General features: G+C 42.4%; 17 protein-coding genes. 4 read left to right on the top strand and 13 right to left on the bottom strand.

Annotated elements, in window-relative coordinates:
* Nucleotides 1-115 precede the first annotated feature (115 nt).
* The 8 genes from ureG to NSP_RS20145 form a co-directional block, all read right to left on the bottom strand.
* Complete coding sequence (ureG, locus tag NSP_RS20180; protein WP_006197426.1) at nucleotides 116-709, bottom strand: urease accessory protein UreG; 594 nt, start codon at nucleotides 707-709, stop codon at nucleotides 116-118.
* A gap of 10 nt (nucleotides 710-719) precedes the next feature.
* The gene (locus tag NSP_RS20175) at nucleotides 720-1,409 is read right to left on the bottom strand and encodes an urease accessory protein UreF (protein ID WP_006197427.1); all 690 of its coding nucleotides are present in this window, start codon (nucleotides 1,407-1,409) and stop codon (nucleotides 720-722) included.
* Nucleotides 1,387-1,830: an urease accessory protein UreE gene (gene ureE / locus NSP_RS20170; RefSeq protein WP_006197428.1), complete on the bottom strand. Its 444-nt coding sequence runs from the start codon at nucleotides 1,828-1,830 to the stop codon at nucleotides 1,387-1,389. Before ureE ends, NSP_RS20175 begins: the two co-directional genes overlap by 23 nt.
* A gap of 142 nt (nucleotides 1,831-1,972) precedes the next feature.
* Entirely contained in the window at nucleotides 1,973-2,500 is a 528-nt protein-coding gene (locus NSP_RS20165) for a tetratricopeptide repeat protein (protein ID WP_006197429.1), read from the bottom strand.
* Nucleotides 2,501-2,606: 106 nt separating this feature from the next.
* A complete protein-coding gene (locus NSP_RS20160; RefSeq protein WP_042202501.1) occupies nucleotides 2,607-3,413 on the bottom strand; it encodes a transporter substrate-binding domain-containing protein in 807 nt (268 codons plus the stop codon).
* Between the two features lie 12 nt (nucleotides 3,414-3,425).
* Nucleotides 3,426-3,782: a 50S ribosomal protein L20 gene (gene rplT, locus NSP_RS20155; protein ID WP_006197431.1), complete on the bottom strand. Its 357-nt coding sequence runs from the start codon at nucleotides 3,780-3,782 to the stop codon at nucleotides 3,426-3,428.
* Nucleotides 3,783-3,801: 19 nt separating this feature from the next.
* The gene (rpmI, locus tag NSP_RS20150; RefSeq protein ID WP_006197432.1) at nucleotides 3,802-3,999 is read right to left on the bottom strand and encodes a 50S ribosomal protein L35; all 198 of its coding nucleotides are present in this window, start codon (nucleotides 3,997-3,999) and stop codon (nucleotides 3,802-3,804) included.
* Nucleotides 4,000-4,134: 135 nt separating this feature from the next.
* Nucleotides 4,135-6,570 (bottom strand): ATP-dependent helicase, encoded by a 2,436-nt coding sequence (locus tag NSP_RS20145; protein WP_006197433.1) that lies wholly within the window; start codon nucleotides 6,568-6,570, stop codon nucleotides 4,135-4,137.
* A 168-nt stretch (nucleotides 6,571-6,738) separates the two neighbouring features.
* Here NSP_RS20145 and NSP_RS20140 point away from each other — a divergent pair, with 168 nt between their 5' ends.
* Nucleotides 6,739-8,097 (top strand): glycosyltransferase family 39 protein, encoded by a 1,359-nt coding sequence (locus NSP_RS20140; protein WP_006197434.1) that lies wholly within the window; start codon nucleotides 6,739-6,741, stop codon nucleotides 8,095-8,097.
* Between the two features lie 15 nt (nucleotides 8,098-8,112).
* On the top strand, nucleotides 8,113-8,430 hold the full coding sequence (locus NSP_RS27425; protein ID WP_006197435.1) for a hypothetical protein: 318 nt from the start codon (nucleotides 8,113-8,115) through the stop codon (nucleotides 8,428-8,430).
* 106 nt (nucleotides 8,431-8,536) lie between these two features.
* Here NSP_RS27425 and NSP_RS20130 read toward each other — a convergent pair whose 3' ends face one another.
* Entirely contained in the window at nucleotides 8,537-9,625 is a 1,089-nt protein-coding gene (locus NSP_RS20130) for a RuBisCO accumulation factor 1 (RefSeq protein ID WP_006197436.1), read from the bottom strand.
* 417 nt (nucleotides 9,626-10,042) lie between these two features.
* On the opposite strand from NSP_RS20130, the gene ubiE reads away from it, so the two are divergent.
* Both ubiE and NSP_RS20120 read left to right on the top strand, forming a co-directional pair.
* Nucleotides 10,043-10,732 (top strand): bifunctional demethylmenaquinone methyltransferase/2-methoxy-6-polyprenyl-1,4-benzoquinol methylase UbiE, encoded by a 690-nt coding sequence (gene ubiE, locus NSP_RS20125; RefSeq protein WP_006197437.1) that lies wholly within the window; start codon nucleotides 10,043-10,045, stop codon nucleotides 10,730-10,732.
* Nucleotides 10,733-10,804: 72 nt separating this feature from the next.
* Nucleotides 10,805-12,040 carry a DUF445 domain-containing protein gene (locus NSP_RS20120; RefSeq protein ID WP_006197439.1) on the top strand — a complete coding sequence of 412 codons (1,236 nt, stop codon included), beginning with the start codon at nucleotides 10,805-10,807 and terminating at the stop codon, nucleotides 12,038-12,040.
* Between the two features lie 113 nt (nucleotides 12,041-12,153).
* Here NSP_RS20120 and NSP_RS20115 read toward each other — a convergent pair whose 3' ends face one another.
* The 4 genes from NSP_RS20115 to NSP_RS26150 form a co-directional block, all read right to left on the bottom strand.
* Nucleotides 12,154-14,754, bottom strand: coding sequence for an HD family phosphohydrolase (locus NSP_RS20115; protein WP_373567417.1), 2,601 nt, complete (start codon nucleotides 14,752-14,754; stop codon nucleotides 12,154-12,156).
* Nucleotides 14,755-15,178: 424 nt separating this feature from the next.
* Complete coding sequence (locus NSP_RS20110; protein WP_006197441.1) at nucleotides 15,179-16,135, bottom strand: ADP-ribosylglycohydrolase family protein; 957 nt, start codon at nucleotides 16,133-16,135, stop codon at nucleotides 15,179-15,181.
* Nucleotides 16,136-16,158: 23 nt separating this feature from the next.
* Nucleotides 16,159-16,617 carry a type II 3-dehydroquinate dehydratase gene (aroQ, locus tag NSP_RS20105; protein ID WP_201253399.1) on the bottom strand — a complete coding sequence of 153 codons (459 nt, stop codon included), beginning with the start codon at nucleotides 16,615-16,617 and terminating at the stop codon, nucleotides 16,159-16,161.
* Nucleotides 16,618-16,629: 12 nt separating this feature from the next.
* Nucleotides 16,630-16,767 (bottom strand): hypothetical protein, encoded by a 138-nt coding sequence (locus NSP_RS26150; RefSeq protein WP_017804373.1) that lies wholly within the window; start codon nucleotides 16,765-16,767, stop codon nucleotides 16,630-16,632.
* Nucleotides 16,768-16,974 lie beyond the last annotated feature (207 nt).

Genomic DNA, 16,974 nt, shown 5'->3' with positions numbered 1-16,974 from the left:
CTAACAGGTGGATCACTTGAGGGGCGACAAGGATGGTCAAAACAAGATAGGCATAGCATTTCAGTAGTACCTGTAGTTAAAAATTGGCTTACTCACTCACCAAGTATAACTACCTCTATATATTTAAATCTACAAATTTAATGATATCTGCTAACCCTGCTTGAGTCTTTAAATTGGTGAAAATAAAAGGTTTATCACCGCGCATTTTCTGCGTATCTCGTTTCATTACACCTAAATCTGCTCCTACATAGGGCGCAAGATCAATTTTATTAATCACCAATAAGTCGGATTTAGTGATACCGGGGCCACCTTTGCGGGGTATTTTATCACCTGCTGCGACATCAATGACGTAAATAGTTAAGTCTACTAATTCGGGGCTAAAAGTAGCTGCTAAATTATCGCCGCCACTTTCCAGGAATACTACATCTAAATCAATAAATTGGTTTTCTAATTGTTCAATAGCAGCTAAATTCATGGAAGCATCTTCGCGAATTGCTGTGTGGGGACAACCGCCAGTTTCTACTCCCAAAATTCTATCGCTTGTCAAGGCTTGAGAACGTACCAAAAATTGAGCGTCTTCTTGGGTATAAATATCATTGGTAACAACAGCAATTTGATACTTTTCACGTAAGGTTTTACACAAAGCATCCACTAAAGCTGTCTTTCCCGAACCCACCGGGCCAGCCACCCCAACACGTAATGCACTCATTGTCCTCTATCTAACTCCTAAACAATCTTGTATACTGGGTTTCGTGCTGCATACTTGCTAAAGACAAACCCCAACTACAACAACTGAGTTCGTCATCTTCCAAAGCTAGTATTTCCTCTACAGCATTGCTAATTAATGGTTGTAACTCTAGTAATAACTCTTGTCCCGCAGTTTGACCAAGGGGAATGAGTTTCACTCCAGATGTAATCAAATTGCTTGCCCAACTATGCAGATATCCTAGTAAAGCCGCTTGAATATGAATTTGCCAATGAGCAACAGCAATACCAAAAGCGATCGCATAATTGCCAGGATTACCCACAGCATTCACTAGAGGCATGATCTCTGGTTGTAGTTTACCAAGTAATTGGGTAAGCGATCGCCCCATCTGCCAACTAGATGCCCGTAATTCTTGGGTTTCCCTAGCAGCAGATAACCACATATTCCAATGGGATAAAGCTGAAATATCGCCCATAGCTGCCGATTCTGCGGATCTTACCATCACCGCCGCATCTAACCGAACTGCCCCATAATGTAATTCAGCTTCTAACCAATGTTTGAGGCTGGCTTGAGCAGAAATGATGCCCTTTTCTACTAGCATTTCTAAGCCTTCGGAATAGCTATATGCTCCCACAGGTAAGCCAGGACTCGCTAACTGCAATATGTATAAAAAATTGGCATCAGTGAGGGTGATGGTGTCCATAAGCGCCTAATTCTGGCTGAAATGGTAAGGTTTCCTCTGTAATTTCTAGTCCCAGTTGTTCTAGCATTGTGCGTAAAACTGAATCTGGTAATAAGCGTAAATAACTTGAGGTAATTTCTACAGGTACGTGGCGATTTCCCAAATGGTATGCTGCGCGCATTAATAACAGCGGTGTTTGAGCAAAAACTGTTAACACTGTTTCTGGTTTGGCAGTAATTCTAATTAAACTGCTATTGGTTTCGTCTTGTAAAATATCACCATCTCGCAGTAATGTTCCTCTTGGTAAGCGCAAAAATATAACTTTGCCATCTTCTGTTTCAAAGCGATGACGGCTGCGGGTGCGTTCTTCTGCTGTGAGTGCTAGGGTGAAAGTGACGGCAACATCAGGATTAGGTGGTTGACGTTGGGTTACATTCAGCATAAATAAAGTTTAAATTTCATATCAAGTCCAGTTAATTAGTTTTTATTACCAAAATCGTTAAACCCCACCCCCAGCCCCTCCCCGCAAGCGAGGAGGGGCGCTAAAACATAGCTTGGGTAAGGTTTCCTGGTTTAATAAGTTATCAAACAGACACTAAGCGCCGTAATGATTCAGCCCGGCGCTTGGCAATGGTGTTATTAGGGGCGAATTTTAGGGCTTCTTCATACATTTGTAGCGCCTGAGTGGTTAATTTTTTCTTTTCGTAGGCGTGTCCCAGGTTGTTCAGTGCTGTCACGTAGTCTGGTTTACGTTTTATAGCTTCTTTATACTGGCGAATTGCTAAGTCATATTGCTCTTGGCTAAAGTAAACATATCCTAATCCGTTGTAAATAGGGGCGCTATCTTCTGCCTCTTCTTCCTCTTCAGCAGCTTTCATAGCTTTTTGAAATAGCACTATCGCCTGAGAAAATAGTTGTTTTTCTGAATAAATACTGGCTAACTCGTAATATTCTTGTGCTGTACCTTTTTCTTTCTCCAATTTCTTGCGTAACCTTGCTAAGGCACTTTCACGCCGACGAGTTTTGAAAATTTGGCGGAAAACATTCACAACTGCGAATGAAAGCAGACCTACAAAAATTGAAAGATAAATAATGACTAAATTTTTATCCATTGTCTGCAAACACAAATATTAAAAGCTACTTCTGTCTCTATTATCTGACACTTGGGAGATGTTGGAAATCAGGGAGATATTTCTTCACTTTATTATTAAGAATTTTTTAAGGTAAGCCCCAATATTGAATACGTTCTTTTAGCCAACCCTCTGCTGTATATTTAGCGATCGCCTCATTGACTTGTCGTCTTAACTGATCATACTGCAATCCCTTGGGCATGACTACAGACAAAGGTTCAGTTGATAACTTGGTGGGTAAAAGCCGATATTGGGGATATTGTTGCACCCAACCACTCAGAACACTGGCATCGGCAGCAAATGCTACTACTGTATTATTTTCTGTGAGCGATCGCCCTTCTTGATATGAATCAACTCCCACCAACTCAGCTTTTGGCACATAGTAGCGCACTTGGGCAATTGTGCTGGAATTCTTGATTACGGCGATTTTTCGGTTTGCTAAATCACTTAGCTGACTCACACAGGCATCTTTTGTTACTATTAACGTACCATCAAAATAGTAAGGAACACTGAAACTTACTAAACGAGCGCGAGACTCAGTTGCAGTGACTCTGGCGATCGCTAAATCCACTTTATTATTTAATACTACAGACAAGCGATCGCGGTTGGCTACGGGTTGGAATCTGACAGCATCCGCTTTCCCCAACAAATCCAACGCCAGACGCTTCGCCAAGTCAATTTCTAAGCCTTGTAAATTACCGTCAACATCTCTAAATCCCAAGGGACGTAAGTTATCTTTAACGGCAATAGTTAAATAACCTCTTCGCTGAATTTCGGGCATTTGGGCGGCAGATGCCATAAATCCCCAGGAAAAGCAGACAATACAAAAGATAGTAGCGGATAATACCAGATGTAACTGATTAATTTTTAGCCATCTGTTACATCGGTAATTCATCCGTTACAACCCTTATCCTTTAGCTTGCAGTGCCAATTCCGCAACCTTGCCGAAACTAGCGGGATCAAGAACTGCCAATTGTGCCAACATCTTGCGATTTAGTTGGATATCAGCTTTTTTCAAATTGCCGATTAATTGACTGTAGCTCAAACCATGTTGCCTTGCAGCCGCATTGATCCGAGCAATCCACAGACGGCGAAAATCGCGCTTTTTCTTTTTGCGATCGCGGTAGGAACTCCGTAGCGCCTTCATCACCTGTTGGTTAGCGGTTCTAAACAAAGTTGAGTGCGAACCGCGAAAACCTTTAGCTAATTTGAGAATTTTATTGCGGCGTTTACGAGCTACATTACCGCGCTTTACTCTGGTCATAGTCTATTTCCTAAAAAACTTACAAATAAGGAAGCATTAAACGCACGTTGTCTTCATCCCGCTCATGTACAAGTGTGGACTTGGACAAGCTACGCTTTTTGTTAGAAGACTTGTGTTCTAAAAGGTGGTTTTTGAAAGCTTTGCGACGCACAATCTTACCTGTACCAGTGGCACGGAAACGTTTTGCCGCAGCTTTACGAGTCTTGAGTTTAGGCATGGTCTGACTTTAATTAGACACAATCCATAATTATATACTATTATTCACAGATTTAAGTGGCTCAAGTAACTACTACCGCAAGGCGGAAGTCAAAAGTCAAAAGTCAAAAGTCAAAAAGCTTATAAAATGGGCTTTTCAGGGATTTTGAATGGTCTGTTTATTTACGCCGTCTTGTACTACACATTCAGGGAACTGACGTTTTAATGCCGGAAAAACCGGACAAGGCGCTTGTTCTTGTAAATTTTCTGGTTTACTCCAGGTAAAAGGCGCTTGCTGTGATGCAGACATCCATAATAGCCGCTTGGCTCGTGTCATCGCAACGTAGAGTAAACGATATTCCTCAGAAGTTTTCAAATGTTTTGCCTGTTCCCAGGCTTGGGAGACATGAGGTAGATTCGATTCGCCGTGGATTGCAGTCCGAATTTGGGCGCGCGCTACTTCTGATAAAGTAAAGTCGCCTAAAAACTGGCTTTTGGGAGTCACCCAAAATTTACCAGGAATTAAGTTTTCATGTAGAAAGGGCATAAATACATAGTCCCAATCCAACCCCTTGGCTTTGTGCATGGTGATAATTGTCAGTTGACCACGACGGGTATAACGTGCGTCTAAATCATCTGTTTCCACTGCTTCAAACCGTTCCGAAGTGACAATTTCACTTAAAGCACAAAGCATTGCTTCCATTGAATTGTTCTCAGTTATTTGCTGGTTTACCCGTTCGGCGAGTTTGTCAGCAGTGGCTAATTCGGCTTGGTCGTACTTTAAAGTTAAAGCCAGAAAGGCAATCAGTTGATATAGGGGCAGTTCTAACCGAGCGCGGAGTAAACTCCGACAAAAATGCGCGGATTTTTTGACTGTATCTGTCTGGAGTTCTGCGAGAGGCCCCGGATACAAAAACTCTTCTGGTAAACTAGCGAGGGCGTTGAGGTCTTGGGTAGGAATTAATTGACGCTGTACCAATACCTCTAAAGCCGCTTTGAGGTAGTCAGGAGAATGGGGGCGATCGCAAAATTGCAATAATCCCAGCATTTCTTGGGGGATATGAGAACGGCGATCGCTTTCTCCTACGTCATAAAGTGTAATTTTATGCTCCTTACACATAGGAGTTAACATCTCTGTTAGCCAGCGACCTTGGCGATGTTCTCGCACCAAAATTGCCCCACTAATTTCTTTGGGGTTTTGAGTAAACAACTCAACTATCCTTTGAGACAGTAATTCAACTGTGTGATAAATATCACGGGGTGTATAAAGTTCTAGTCCTCGTCCCACTGGTAATGGGTTAGCATCTGTTTGAGGATCGCTGGTATTAACTGGGCGGATGTTTTGAGAACGAAATGGGGGTGGAGGGGATGGTTGATTTTTGAGTTGATAAAAGCTGTTTACCCATTCTAGGGCAAAGTTAGCGGCAGCGATAATAATTCGGGTACTGCGTCCAGCTTGATCCATTGTTGCTAATTTACCCAGGCGATCGCACACTCCGCAAAACTCCCGAAAATAAATCGGATCAGCTGGTGTAAAAGTCGAGTTAATCGCTTGATTAGGATCACCAACTCTCACCAATTGGAGTGCTGAGTGGAAAGATGGGGGAGAAGATTCTAGTACAAGCGCCCCAAGTTCTTCCCCCCTGCCCCCTGCCCCCTGCCCCCCTGCTTCTTCCCCCTGATTAGTTGCTAAAATCTCTAATAGCTTTGTCTGCAAGGGGCTAGAATCTTGGGCTTCGTCTTCAAATACTGCAAAAACTTGATTTTGCTCAATGTGACGGGCGCTGTCATTTTCTAGGACACGCAGGGCGGCTAAAATCATATCGTCGTAGTCGATGAAATCATGCAATCGCATTAAATTCTGATATTGTTCATACAATCCCGCCGCTACCCGCAATATTCCATATTTATCTGTAGTTTTTTGACTCCACTCCCGCAGTTTTTCTGGCAATATTCCCGAACTTTTAGCTTCATGAATAACTGTAGTTGCCAAATCTGGTAAAACTTCAGTTCGCAACACTGACTGACGGCGTAATCTTTCTGTCTCTTCACCGTCAAATTGATGACCTTCTAGCAACCGAGAATAAGGTTCCCGATTGTTATTAATCCATTGTTCTACGGCTGTCCGAATAAAACGATGGCTTTGGTTGGGTGTAATTAATGTGACATTTTCTAATTCTAAACCTGATAAATTAGGGTGACGACTGGCAATATTCAAAGCTAGACCATGCAGGGTATAGACAGCAAAGCCTGTTGGAGGTAAAGATAAATCTTTTAAATATCCGCGAATTTTTAATTTAATATTGGCAGATGCGGAACGCGTAAATGTCACAACTACAATGTGACGGCGGGAAGATGGGCGTGATTCAGCAGATATTTGGTATTGTCGGGCGATCGCGATCGCTACTGCTGCGGCCATCCCAGTGGATTTACCAGCCCCAGGAACGGCGGAAACAGCCAATGGGCCGAATTGCCAATCAGCCATCTGTTGTTGTCCTGGGCGGAGACTATTGCGGATGTCTAAAATCTTCTCTTGTAACTTTAACTGGAGAGATTCTTGAGGCACAGTAGCCGTAAAATAAGCGTCTGACATAGAGTTTTAGATTTTAAATGAAATTTAAATTATCAAACCGCAGATTAAGCATCTTTCATGGAATGCAAGCACACCTTTATCTATATTTATCTGTATTTATCTGTGTTCATCTGTGGTTAATTATTCTTTGATGTTCCTGTAGTGCTAAATGTTCAGTCTGAATAAATAATGACAAATCGCAAACTGTATCTACATTATCTAGGTTTAGCTGGAGCGATCGCCTACGGCGCGGCTTTGCCGATCGCACTTGGTGGTGTCTTGCGCTTTTGGAATTTAGACTTAAAACCTCTGTGGATGGATGAGGTAATTACTGCTATTTTCAGTTTGGGAAAAAATTACCATGATTTGCCCTTAAATATCTTATTTCCACTGCAACGCGTCCAAGAAATTTTTACTTACCAGTCTGGGGTTAGCTGTGATCAAATTGCCGAAAATCTAGCTAATCAGTCTACCCATCCGCCGTTGTTTTTTTGTGTAATGTACAGTTGGTTGGGGTGGATGACTCCCTTGGGTACAGAGTGGGTGGGAAAATTGCGATCGCTACCAGCTTTATTTGGTGTAGGTGCGATCGCCGCAATTTATGGTGTCAACCGCATAGCTTTCACCGGTGCATCGGGAATCATCGCCGCATTAATTATGGCTATTTCTCCCTTTGCTGTTTACCTTTCCCAAGAAGCACGCCATTACACTATGCCCATGTTTCTGATAACTTTAGCGTTATTAGGACTAATGCAAATTCAACAGGATATTTTTGACAAGCAACGCCTGAGACTTTGGGTAGTTATTTTATGGGCTTTTGTTAATAGTATTGGTCTTTATGTTCACTACTTTTTTAGTATGGCTTTCATAGGGGAAATTATCACATTATTTATATTAATATATTCGGGTAAAAATCAGATTCTAAATAAAGGTCAAATTTGTCTAAATTTAATTATATCAATTACTGGAGTTGTCATTAGTTTCCTACCGTGGGTGCGGGTAATATTAAATCATGCTCAGAGTCCTGAAACCAATTGGTTACCTGCTACTATGCACATTGCACCACTATATCAAACTTTAATTAGTTGGATATTAATGGTGATTGCTCTACCTGTGGAAAACCAGCCTCTTTTAATTACAGCTAGCTGTGGATTTTGTATGCTAACCTTTGCTATTTGGTTAGGGTGGCAGGTATACAAAGGTTTAAAACTGCTGTGGTTAGAGAATACAACTCATTTAGCAACATTAACGCTTTTAAGTTTTACTATCATTGTATTAATCCAATTTTTGGCAATCGCCTATTTATTAGGTAAAGATATAACTATTATTCCCCGCTATCACTTTGTTTATTATCCCAGTTTTTGCGCTTTGTTAGCAGCTAGTATTAGCAAAATTCACAAGTTAAAATTTATCATTTTGCTGGTTGGTATTCTCAGTTGTGTTTTTGTAGTTTCTAACTTAGTCTTTCAAAAGTCTTTCCAACCTGAGCAAACTGCACGAAACATGAATTTAGAACCCTCTGTCCCTCTGATGCTGGTAGTAGGATAGAACAATTATCAGGATGTGGCGTTGGGATTAAGTTTTGCTTTGGCATTAGAAAAAGTTAGAAGCAATACCAACGTTGCTGTTCCAATTACTGTCAAGAACTTTGATAGTTTTGCTTTTTTAGAAAAATCTGTTCATTCCCCTGATTTCTGGAATAAGCTTCATGAAATGCCAAAACTAGCAACATCTCAGATGAATTTATGGATAGTTGGACCAGGAATGAGAAGACATGATTATCCCCAGCAGGTGGCGCTATCTGGGGATGGTGTTTGTACTATAGACACGTCACAGCACTATCGCATCGGTATTCCCTATCAGCTTTATCGCTGCAAATAAAGATTAACCTTTAGTTTTTTTTTGAGTCCCACTCCCCACTCCCTATTCCCTACTCCCTACTCCCCACTCCCCACTCCCCACTCCCCACTCCCCACTCGCCACTCATTTATTCGTCAATTTGCCAGGAATCTTGGCTAATAACATCATCGAAGATTTTCTTAGGACGCACAATTACAATCAGTCTCCCTAGCAGAGGAATTTCTGGCTCGGTTTCAAACCACTGAAAGTCTAATTCGCCGTTGTGTTCAACAACAAAGTAGCTGGAGTCATCCCATTGTCGCCCGGCGCGATCTATTGCAACCAGCACTGGTTTTGGCAGATTTTTTTCCTGATTGGGGAGGCGATCGCTACTACAGAAAATCGCTACGGGGTCTTCTGCACTCAATAATACTTGCCAACCTGGTAAAGGTACCCAAGCCTGTTCCCCAGCAAACTTGACTAAACCAAATGGCTCAATGGTTTCTACCATAGGCACACTTTGCAAGTCTTGTGGTGTTAATGGTAACTCACCTACTACTGGCACAATGCGAGGTAGTTCTTCTTCCGACTCAAATCGATAAAAAGGCAGAATGGGCGCTGAACGTTGGGAAACTACAGTAAAATCAACGAGTAACTGTTCGATTTGCTTCCTAGCTGTGGGCGTGTGAGCAAAACGTAAACCTTTGGCAATGAAGCGCGATCGCTCTTGAAAATCTGTATATTGACGTGCTAGTTTCCAAGCTTGATAAGCCACAGCATCCCCTGGATGGGCAGTAAAACCTTCTGGTAAAACCCGGAAGCGGGAAAAATCTTTAATTGCTTTTGCGACTTCCCGTGCTTCTTCAAGATCGAGTTTGTGGATAAAGGTAAGTTCAGCAGCCGCAGCACGTTCTTGGTGGGTAAGCAAGCGGAGTTCATACAAAACATCACTACCCCGTGTAGTGTAGTGCGATCGCGCAGCTTCCGAAGCACCACCTTCTGCTAAAGAATTATAAACTTGGGAACCAACAATTACCTGATTTTGTTGAATTGGCTCAAATCCGGTTTCCTCAAAAATTTGCTGGGGATTGTAACCAGATTTTTGCAAGGAGGCGATCGCTACTCCCCACTCTACCCAGTTACCTTGTTTTTGCCTCAGCTTGCGTAGTAATTCTTTTACTACATCATCGTTAACAGCATTTTCAGGATTTTGAGCATTGTCAGCTAGATTAGTCATAATTCTGGCGTGGGAGCTTCAACTTGAGAGGGTGATTAATTTTTCTGGCTGGAAATCTTATTGTAATCTTTAACAGTTGACGATCTCTAAACCAAGATATCTGAAAATTTCCACTCCTCCCAGGCGGGGAAAAGGTAGGAAAGGCGGGTATTTTCCAGGTAGTCCCAAAAAAAAAGTATAAAAAAAATCATACAGCATCTAAAGTTCAGTAGAAAACAGGCTTGGAACTTGTGACTGCTAATGAGTAACATTTGTTAGGGATTTTGTCACTCCAATGGCAACAACCTTGCTCTTTACGAGAAGATGAATTGAACCTCATTCGTTTATCAGCAGAACTGGTAGCGATCGATCTGCTTTGCAGCAGCACTGAGTGCAAAGTAAACCCATATTAGTGGCTACAGTCGTAACTCTTAACCAATGAATCAAGAAATTCGCGATATTTTTGACCGTATTGCTCCAGTTTATGACGAATTAAACAATTGGTTGAGTCTGGGACAACATCGGATCTGGAAGGAAATGACAGTCAAATGGAGTGCAGCTAAACCGGGCGATACTTGCCTGGATTTATGCTGTGGAAGTGGTGATTTGGCCTTTCGTTTGGCTAAATATGTGGGAACTACGGGAAAGGTGTATGGTGTGGATTTCTCCCCCAACCTACTAGCAGCTGCTAAAGAACGCTCCCAAAGCCAATACCCCCAACCTACCATTTCTTGGATAGAAGCCGATGCACTCAATTTGCCCTTTGATGATCACTACTTCGATGCGGCGACAATGGGCTATGGGTTAAGAAATGTTACAGATATTCCCCGCAGTCTGCAAGAATTACACCGCGTTCTCAAGCCTGGTGCTAAAGCCGCAATTTTAGATTTTCATCGTCCCAGAAATCCGCAGCTTCGCGCTTTTCAGCAATGGTATTTGAGTAATATAGTTGTACCAATTGCCAACCGGATGGGTTTAAAAGAGGAATATGCTTATATCAGTCCCAGCTTAGATCGTTTCCCCACCGGACAAGAGCAAATAGAGTTAGCCCGTCAAGTTGGTTTTACATTGGTGACACACTACCCCATCGCGAACGATATGATGGGAGTGCTGGTAGTCAGTAAATGAGTCATGAGTTAGAAGTTTTGCATTAAACTGATCACTCATCGCTCATCAATTTTAATTTTGTTAAATTTTACCTTGGATTGGTCTCACATCTGGTTTTATTTATTACCCCCGGTGCTGGGTGGCATTATTGGCTATTTCACCAACGATATAGCCATCAAAATGTTATTTCGCCCCTACAAAGCAATTTATATAGCTGGGCGAAAAGTACCATTTACTCCTGGATTGATTCCTCGCAACCAGGAACGTCTGGCTAAGAACATTTCTAATACAATTATGGGGTCTTTGCTGACTCCAGGCGAATTGCAAAATCTGGCGCGACGCTTGTTACAAACAGAACGCGTACAGTCAGCAATTTTGTGGTTATTGCAATTGGCGCTTGAACAAATCAAAGTTGATAAAAACGAGAAAAGCGCCAAAATTGTGGCGGGAATTTTGCGTGATTTGTTAGGAGAATCATTACCTCGTTTGCTCAAAGTTTTGGCCAGGCGAGAAGATTTTTTAGAGGCGCAAATCAATCAAATTTTTGACCAGGTATTGCTGGAATTACAACTGAGTGAAGAACAATCCACAAGGCTAGCTGATTGGTTATTAGAGGTAGTTTTACCTCCAGATGTGTTACGTCAGGTAATTATTGATTTTTTGACAGACCGCACGATTCAAACTATTGATGAAAGCTTTCGTGAAAAGACGAGTGGTACTTATTGGGTAGTAGCCAATTTATTTGGTTTACGTAATACTCTGACAAGGCTGAGAACTTTTTGCTTAGACGAAAAAGATGCTACCAATGCTCGTTTAAAGGAACTAATTCAAGTTTTGCAAATGCGCGATCGCCTGAAAAAAGTCCTGGTAGACTTATCATTACAAAACTTGCCCATTGGGACAGTGCGCCAACTGCGAAAGACTACACGCGAAAGTGTGCGTCATTATATCCAGTCCAGTGGTAGCGATTTACTTCAAGGATTGACTGATTCTGTTAACTGGGAAAATATCGCCACATTATTACTGAATCGTCTCAGCACTTCACCTGTTGTTAGTTCTTCCTTAGAAGTTGTCAGTCAAGAGTTAGCTAAAATTTTAGAGAGATATTTAGAAAAAGATTTAGAAAAAATTGTAGCGCTGGTAATTCCCATATTATCGATAGACCAAGTGATTGTTGATCGGGTGAAATCAACTTCACCGGCTGATTTAGAAGCTGCAATTGAGGGAATTGTCAAAAATGAATTACAGGCAATTGTGACTTTAGGTGGTGTTTTAGGTTTTATTATTGGGTTATTCCAAGTAGGATTTTTAATATTTACCCAAGCTTAGTTTTGATGATTATTTTAGCAGCGATCGCCTAACTTAAAATCTCCACTAAAGATCACTTGCTTAATTTCCGAATGACAAATGACAAATGACAAATGACAAATGACCAATGACCATTACCCATTCTTACCTGCTTTTAACTTGGGATAAGCAATGCGCTTGTGGTGAAATTGCAGCCACACATCTACAAAGATTTGGCTGATTTCTGACATTTCTTGCCGTGTCAGTCCTGAATCTACCATTTGATTATCTTGCCATTTGGCACGGAGAATGTTATTGAGCATGGTTAAGGCTTGTTCTGGAGTGGCATCTTTGAGCGATCGCAGCGCCGCTTCACAGGAGTCTGCTAACATGACTATTCCGGTTTCTCGTGATTGGGGAATTGGTCCGTCATAGCGAAAATCAGCGTCATCTACGATTAAATTGGGGTCTTCCTGAGACATTTGTTGTGCTTGGTGATAGAAATAAGCAATCAGCATCGTTCCTTGATGCTCAGGAATAAAAGCTTGAATTGCTGTGGGTAAAAGGTGTCTTTGCGCCATTACCAACCCTTCAGTCACGTGCTTTTTGATAATTGCGGCACTCTTCCAAGGATCATTAATTTCTGTTTCATGTTTATTCGGCCCCCCCATTTGATTTTCAATAAAGCCCAGAGGGTCGTGCATTTTGCCGATATCATGATACAGAGTTCCAGCCCTGACAAGTTCTACATTACATCCGAGTTTTTTGGCAGCAGCTTCAGCCAGAGTAGCGACCAACAAAGTATGTTGAAAGGTTCCAGGGGTTTCAGTAGCCAGTCGTTTTAATAAGGGGCGATTCGGATTGGATAGTTCAGCTAATCGAATGGGGGTAACTAAATCAAATACCTTTTCCAGATAAGGACTTAAGCCCAAGGCGACAATACTCCAGGCTAAACCAGATAAAGCAAATAATCCTGCTCCTTGAAGTACCACATACCAACCCCCGCCAAATGCTGCACCAATGAAGAGCTTCATTAACAGGTACATACCACCCTGCGTGACGGCGATCGCCACACCCAATAATGCTAATTCTTCGCGCGATCGCAATCTTTGCGCCATGCTACTACCCAATATCCCCGCCGCCCCACCAGCTAACAGCGAAATGATGCTGATTTCCACGGTGGTTGGTAGAATTAGCAGCAGCAGTCCCACAACAGTCGCACCCAAAGCAGGTGCATAGAAGCTACCCAACAATAAACCAACGGCGCTCCAAGTGGTATATGGTACGCCAAAGGCTAGCACTCCTGGAATACTTAGGGTAAGCAGCAGTACTAACAGGTAATCGCGCTGCCGCAATTTGCACGACCTTTGTCTTCCTACCACAACAAAAATGCCAATGGCTCCGGTGACGATACCGGCTAATGTGGTCAATTTTAGCCAGTTATTTTCCCGGCGAATTAATTGATAATGCTCCAGTACATCAAAGTGCCATTTAGTAATTTCCTCTCCCTTGGTGACAATCAGCGTTCCTTCTTGCACCACCACCATTACAGGTGGTACTCCATCTGATGCTTGCTGTATTTGTTGTTTTGTTTGTTCTTCATCATTCTTGAGATTGGGTTGCAGCACAGTCAACAACAATTTGGTTGCCAAGGGTTCGGCATTTTTGGGGACAAATTCCTGTATGTTGAGCTTCACAGCATTCTGTAGAATACTTGAGGGTAATCCTGGGGGAATCCCTTGAGCAAGAATCCTCTCGGCACTCTGGCGAATTCCTGTTTGTGCTTGGCCCCATTCGTTATCTGATAATTTCAAAAGGGCAGTTTCGCTGTAAACTTTCTTGGGATTAGCCAACTCTTGCTGTAAAAGTTGGATTCTTGCTTGGCTGTATGCTTGGCGGACTTGCGAGGTTTGGACTATGAGTGAGTCCAAGTTTTGCTCTGAAGTTGTGGCGCGATAAGCTTTTAGTTCCGCTACTGCTTGAGTAAAGTCGGTGTTTTGGGAAATATTAACGGGTTTTTCATCTAAAGGAGACAGAAACAGGGGTAGATTACCTGAATTAAGCAGATTAGGTAGAGATTGGTTTTCTGGAATCGGTGAACCTGTAGATGATGGAAACAAAGGCAGATATTCGGAAGTGGGGAGTTGTTGTGCTATACCGCCTGGTTGTCTATTTCGGGGATTAATGCGGTTTTTGCCCACTAACAAGTCTGATTTTCGTTGGCTAGTATTTTTTAAAGTTATCAGTAGCGTTTTCCATTCCGATGCAGAACAAGAGCGAAGATAATGCTGGGTAGGAACGGATACAACTGTTGTATCAAAAAAAGGAAAAACTCCGGCAGTAGTGCGAATTTTATTGCCGTTATCCAGAAGTTGCTGTAAATTTTTGTTGATTCTTTCGGTCTTTTGAACATCGACCATCAATACAGGTATGGAACTTCTACTAGCGGCTTGGCGTTTGGCTTCTGTTTCTTCTTTATCCTCAATGTTAGCAGTATAGGGTGCTTTCATCGTTTCTGGCGCAGGAGTACCTACTGTCAATTGGGGTTGATTGTATAGTTTATGCCCCATAACTCCTGTAAGAGATACGACAGCGATCGCCAAAACCACAGAGGAACGCTTGTCATGCACCCAGCCTAGACATACTGCATCAATCCCTCGTCGAATTCTGACCGTTTTTGCCATTGTTCTGAGTGCTATTTCTGGTTTTTGGTGTTCGCTGTTGTCAAAGGACTTAAAAAATCGCTGCTTTTTCATGATCTCTGGAGCCGCTTTAGTTTGATCACAGGACTTACGCAAAATCTCTCTCAAACCCTCTTTTCTTCTCCCAAGGGGAGACGCTACGCGAACGTGTTCTTCTCCCAAGGGGAGACGCTACGCGAACGTTCCTTCTCCCAAAGGGAGAGGCTAGCGCCATAAGCGAAGCTATGCCGTAGGCTTTACGTGGTTCATTCTTTCGTAACTTGTGCGTAAGTCCTAGATCACTCAAAACCAGACAATCCTTAAAAAAGCCCAAGGGGTGGTGGACACGATGAGAACATCAATAATCATATCTGGTTGAAGCCGATTGCACACAATAGCTACCTACAGACTAAGGTTATATTTGGTGAGTACAAAAATACTAGCTTTTCTATTCATTAGTTGGTATTTTGCGCCTACACCTTGAACGGTGACTATAACATTAACGCGACTGGATAACGCGAGGAGATGCAAAGACGCAAAGCTGGGCCTGTTCTTCATATCTGACACATCCATCCTCTGGGTACTTCTTTAAATGTAGGGCGGGATCATACACTCCTGACCATACAGCAACAAGTGCATCAGCTAATTCTAGCACCTGGGAAAAATTTGTTAGTTCCCCAGTGGCTAAATTAGTTGGACATAACAAAGCCCGCCATTTGACGGGAATACCCACAATACTGTTGTAAGCTCCTGATAAAGCACCAGTAATTATACTGGTGGTTGGCAAATCTAAATTTCCAGTTTCTCCTCGCCGGGTATGATCTGTGTGACTAGCCCGCAAAACCGCCAAGCGAAGGTCTTCCAAGGTGCTGAGAAAGCAGTAAAACGCCATAGCAATCACATTACTCGGCTCTTCTTCTCTACTGAATTCAGCTTGTGCCGTTTCTAACCCAACTCTTTGAGCTAATAAATCATTAAGTTTTAGGAATTTTTGTGGTAAAAGTGTCGGTGTTTCGCCGATAAAGGCGATGATTTCCGGTATGATTGTGTGGGGATAGAGTTTTTCCGTCAGAGATCTCGCGATCGCATATCCTACTGCGAGTGTGCCATCTCTCACAATTGGGTCATCGTCCCATATTTGCAACATATACAGTAAATTTTGTCGCAGGTTAGTTGTATTCTCATGAAAAAAAAGTGCCACTGGTAATGTGGCAATAATTGCTTTTGGCAAGACACCATCAGTTATATCTAAATGAAGAGATTTTGTTTGATGACGCTCTAGCCAATTATCTGGATCTAATTTGCCTAACTCAATTAAGCTTTTAGCAACCAGAACTGCGATTTGGCTGATATCAGAGCCAAGCTCATCCTGTTGTTCAGCATCCTTGGCGACAACTTCACCCAATAATGTTCCTAATAAAGCACCTTTATACCGATTAATTAGTGGATAGCGCATATTCAGAAAAAATAAATCTTAACTTATTTATTTTTTAAATGATGCACTAGAGCCTGTAAGCCCAGCAAGTAACTTTGCACACCAAAACCACTTATTTGTCCGATAGCTACGGGAGCGATGAAAGAATGGTGGCGGAAGTCTTCCCGGCGATAAATATTGCTCAGATGTACTTCGACTGTAGGTAGGTTAACACCAGCGATCGCATCCCGCAGAGCCACACTAGTATGCGTATAAGCCCCGGCATTAATCAAAATTCCCTGATGCTTTCCTAAAGCCCCATGAATAGTATCTACCAAAACCCCTTCATGATTTGACTGCACAGGAATTACTTTCGCCTGAAACTTCAAAGCTTCTTCTTCTAACAAGCGATTAATTTCAGCCAGCCCCAAGGAACCATAAATTCCTGGTTCTCGCTGCCCTAGCAAATTTAAATTTGGCCCGTGCAGCACTAAAATGCTGATTAGTGGCGAAGACGAGTTCAATACTTTAAGCTCTTAACGACGACGCGAACGCTCATTTACAGGAATCGGAATTAGTTCCGGCTCCGGCTCACATTCTGGCCCTAATAAGCCTTCAATGAGCTTGCGTGCCAACGCCTTCAGCTTTTCAAGCACTTTATCTATATAGTCCATTGAACTTATCGCTCCTGAGATACTACCTCAATATTTTGACTAACAGCTACGCAGAACTCGCGTACTTTTGCACCTGCTATATAAAAACTAGGCAAAACTAGAGTTTATTTCTTACTTTATCGGGAGCATGGGAGCAGTTATCCCTCAGTAAGCTTATTCGCAAAGCGAATGCTACGCGAACGCGCTGTAGCCCAACGCAATCAATTA

The organism is Nodularia spumigena CCY9414, from assembly GCF_000340565.2.
In the GTDB taxonomy this organism is placed as follows: Bacteria; Cyanobacteriota; Cyanobacteriia; order Cyanobacteriales; family Nostocaceae; genus Nodularia; species Nodularia spumigena.
The sequence above is the reverse complement of the archived record's forward strand: the minus strand, read 5'-3'. Positions and strand labels throughout refer to the sequence as shown.

Coding starts and splice junctions, on each gene's coding strand:
- ureG (WP_006197426.1), bottom strand. CDS start 709: ATGAGTGCATTACGTGTTGGGGTGGCTGGCCCGGTGGGTTCGGGAAAG.
- NSP_RS20175 (WP_006197427.1), bottom strand. CDS start 1,409: ATGGACACCATCACCCTCACTGATGCCAATTTTTTATACATATTGCAG.
- ureE (WP_006197428.1), bottom strand. CDS start 1,830: ATGCTGAATGTAACCCAACGTCAACCACCTAATCCTGATGTTGCCGTC.
- NSP_RS20165 (WP_006197429.1), bottom strand. CDS start 2,500: ATGGATAAAAATTTAGTCATTATTTATCTTTCAATTTTTGTAGGTCTG.
- NSP_RS20160 (WP_042202501.1), bottom strand. CDS start 3,413: ATGAATTACCGATGTAACAGATGGCTAAAAATTAATCAGTTACATCTG.
- rplT (WP_006197431.1), bottom strand. CDS start 3,782: ATGACCAGAGTAAAGCGCGGTAATGTAGCTCGTAAACGCCGCAATAAA.
- rpmI (WP_006197432.1), bottom strand. CDS start 3,999: ATGCCTAAACTCAAGACTCGTAAAGCTGCGGCAAAACGTTTCCGTGCC.
- NSP_RS20145 (WP_006197433.1), bottom strand. CDS start 6,570: ATGTCAGACGCTTATTTTACGGCTACTGTGCCTCAAGAATCTCTCCAG.
- NSP_RS20140 (WP_006197434.1), top strand. CDS start 6,739: ATGACAAATCGCAAACTGTATCTACATTATCTAGGTTTAGCTGGAGCG.
- NSP_RS20130 (WP_006197436.1), bottom strand. CDS start 9,625: ATGACTAATCTAGCTGACAATGCTCAAAATCCTGAAAATGCTGTTAAC.
- ubiE (WP_006197437.1), top strand. CDS start 10,043: ATGAATCAAGAAATTCGCGATATTTTTGACCGTATTGCTCCAGTTTAT.
- NSP_RS20115 (WP_373567417.1), bottom strand. CDS start 14,754: ATGAAAAAGCAGCGATTTTTTAAGTCCTTTGACAACAGCGAACACCAA.
- NSP_RS20110 (WP_006197441.1), bottom strand. CDS start 16,135: ATGCGCTATCCACTAATTAATCGGTATAAAGGTGCTTTATTAGGAACA.
- NSP_RS26150 (WP_017804373.1), bottom strand. CDS start 16,767: ATGGACTATATAGATAAAGTGCTTGAAAAGCTGAAGGCGTTGGCACGC.